Source organism: Inquilinus limosus MP06 (assembly GCF_000767795.1).
GTDB lineage: Bacteria > Pseudomonadota > Alphaproteobacteria > DSM-16000 > Inquilinaceae > Inquilinus > Inquilinus limosus_E.
On record NZ_JANX01000664.1, the window covers coordinates 1 to 3029 of the forward strand.

4 protein-coding genes are annotated in these 3029 nt (G+C 71.9%); all 4 read left to right on the plus strand.

All coding sequences use genetic code 11. From position 1 onward, the window contains the following. Positions 1 to 623 (plus strand): zinc ribbon domain-containing protein (locus tag P409_RS41010; protein WP_034847281.1); only part of this gene is annotated, 623 nt, incomplete at its 5' end. A gap of 119 nt (positions 624 to 742) precedes the next feature. Further along, positions 743 to 1174 carry a peptidoglycan-binding protein LysM gene (lysM, locus tag P409_RS30465; RefSeq protein WP_034847282.1) on the plus strand — a complete coding sequence of 144 codons (432 nt, stop codon included), beginning with the start codon at positions 743 to 745 and terminating at the stop codon, positions 1172 to 1174. 114 nt (positions 1175 to 1288) lie between these two features. Continuing rightward, complete coding sequence (locus tag P409_RS30470) at positions 1289 to 2839, plus strand: alkaline phosphatase family protein (RefSeq protein ID WP_034847284.1); 1551 nt, start codon at positions 1289 to 1291, stop codon at positions 2837 to 2839. Beyond that, positions 2836 to 3029, plus strand: a 194-nt coding sequence (locus tag P409_RS30475; RefSeq protein WP_034847287.1) for a hypothetical protein, incomplete at its 3' end; no start/stop codon positions are given. The genes P409_RS30470 and P409_RS30475, both read left to right, overlap by 4 nt.

The window sequence follows — 3029 nt, forward strand, 5'->3', positions numbered from 1 at the left end:
GGCGCGAGGGGCCGGTGGCGATGGTCGGCGACGGCATCAACGACGCGCCGGCGCTGGCCGCCGCCTCGGTCGGCATCGCCATGGGCGGCGGCACCGACGTGGCGCTGGAGACGGCGGATGCGGCGCTGCTGAACAACCGCGTGGTCGGTGTGGCCGAGCTGATCGGCCTGTCCCGCGCCACCCTGGCCAACATCCATCAGAACATCGCCGTCGCCCTCGGCCTGAAGGGGCTGTTCCTGGCGACGACGGTGCTCGGCGCGACCTCGCTGTGGATGGCGATCCTGGCCGACACCGGCGCCACCGTGCTGGTGACGCTGAACGCGCTCCGGCTGCTGCGCCTGCTGCCCGCGCCGCGTCCGGCGGTGGCCAAGTCCGCCCAGGCCCACGGGCACGACCATGCGGATGGCCACGGGCACAACCATGATCACGGGCGCGAGCACAGCCACGATCACGACCACGGCCATGCGCACGAACACGGTGCCGAGGGCCGGGAGGCCGCGGATTGCTGCGCCCACGGCGTCTGCGGCCCGAAGCCGGCAAACGTCGCCTGCGGCGCCTGCCGGGCCCCGAACCAGGCCGCGGCCCGGTACTGCAGCCAGTGCGGCCAGGCGATGGCGGCGTGACAGCGGGCGGCGGGTCTGGGAACATAGTCCCCGGCTCGCCGTTGATCCTCCGCAACCGGCCAGGGGTCGGACAGAGGCCCGTGACGGCAAGCACCAACCAGGCAACCAGGGGGTGTGCCATGGGGCTGATCAATTTCATCAAGCATGCGGGCGAGAAGCTGTTCGGCGGCGGCGAGGCCGAGGCCGCGACGGCGGACGATTTGAAGAAGCAGATCCAGGCGCAGGGGCTGGATCCCGCCGGGGTCGACATCAAGGTCGAGGGCGACAAGGTGACGGTCGGCGGCAACGTCGCCTCCACCGAGGTGGCGGAGAAGATCGCGCTCGCGGTCGGCAACACGCCCGGCGTCGCCCAGGTGCAGAACGACCTCGCCGCCGCCGCGCCGGCGCCGGAATCGCGGTTCTACACGGTGAAGAAGGGCGACACCCTCTCCGCCATCGCCAAGGCCGAGTACGGCAACGCCAACGACTATCCGAAGATCTTCGAGGCCAACAAGCCGATGCTGAAGCACCCGGACAAGATCTACCCGGGCCAGGTGCTGCGCATCCCGTAGCCGGCCCGGGGCTCTCCCCGTCCAGGCTCGAAGGGTCCGCCCGGCGACGCGCGGGCCCTTCGCTTTCCCGTGTCGCGCTGCCGGCCGTTGCGCTATCAGCAGGGCGGGGAGCGCATGCGGGAGTCCTCGGGCTTGGCCAATGTCCTGTTCATCACCGCCGACCAGTGGCGCGGCGACACGCTGTCGGCGGTGGGGCATCCCTGCATCCGCACCCCGGCGCTGGACGCGCTGGCGGAAGACGCGACGCTGTTCCGCCGCCACCACACCGTGGCCTATCCCTGCGGCCCGTCCCGCGCCTCGCTGCTGACCGGCCTGTACCCGCACACCCATCGCAGCGTGCGCAACGGCATGCCGCTCGACGCCCGCCACACCAACCTGGCGCTGGAGGTGCGGCGCGGCGGGTGGGACCCGCTGCTGTTCGGCTACACCGACACCTCGCTGGACCCGCGCGGCCGCGCGCCGGACGACCCGGCGCGGCACAGCTATGAAGGCGTGGCGCCGGGCTTCACCCCGGTGCTGAACCTGTCCGAATCCAGCCGCGCCTGGATCGCCGACCTGATCGCCAAGGGCTATGACGTGGCGGAGCCGGGGGAGGGGCGGGACCCGCTCTACGACCCGGACCCGTCGGCGGAGGCGGCGCCGGGCGGCTTCGGTCCGACCCGGATCCGGGCCGAGGACAGCGAGACCGCCTTCATGACCGACCAGGTGCTGCGCCACCTGGCGGTGCTGCAGGGCCGGCCCTGGTTCGTGCACCTGACCTATATCTGCCCGCACCCGCCCTTCGCCGCCCCGGCGCCCTGGCACCTGGCCTATGATCCGGCCGGGGTGCCGGCGCCGCTGCGTGGGCCGTCCGCCGCGGCCGAGGGGGCGCAGCATCCGCTGCTGGCCGGGCTGCACCGGGCGGTGCGGTTGGACAAGTTCCTGAACCATGCCGAAGGCCCGGCCTCGGCGCTGGACGATGCCGGCGTCGCCGCGGTGCGCGCCGCCTATTACGGGCTGGCGTCGGAGGTCGACCACCATCTCGGCCGGGTGTTCGACTTCCTCAAGGCCAGCGGCCAGTGGGACGACACGCTGATCGTCTTCACCTCCGACCATGGCGAGCAGCTGGGCGACCACTACCTGTTCGGCAAGCTCGGCTATTTCGATCAGTCGGCCCATATTCCGCTGATCGTCCGCGACCCGCGGCCGGAGGCGGATGCCGGCCGCGGCCGCCAAGTCGGGGATTTCACCGAATCGGTCGACATCCTGCCCACCATCCTCGGCTGGCTCGGCCTGCCGGTGCCGCGGCAATGCGACGGCCGCTCGCTGCTGCCGTTCTGCCGCGGCGGACGGCCGGAGGATTGGCGCGACGCGGCGCACTGGTTCTACGATTTCGGCAATGTGCGCGAGCGGGTCGGCGCGCCCCGGCTCCACTCCGACGAATGCGGCGTCCAGGTGGTCCGCGACGCCCGGCGCAAATATGTCCACTGCACCGCACTGCCGCCGCTGTTCTTCGACCTGGAGCGCGACCCCGGCGAGTTCGAGGACCGCAGCGGCGACCCCGCCTATGCCGCCGAGATGCTGGCCTATGCGCAGAAGCTGCTGTCCTGGCGCATGCGGCACGAGGACCGGATGCTGAGCCACATCACGCTGGAAGGCGGCTATTTCGAGGGGGACGCATCATGAGTGCGGCCGATATCCGCGGCATCCTGTTCGACAAGGACGGCACGCTGATCGACTACGACGCCACCTGGCGGCCGCTGAACCGCGAGGCGGCGATGTTCGCCGCGGCCGGCGACCCGGAGCTGGCGCTGCGGCTGCTGGAGGTCGCCGGCGCCGACCCGCACAGCGGCGCGGTCAGGGCCGACAGCCTGTT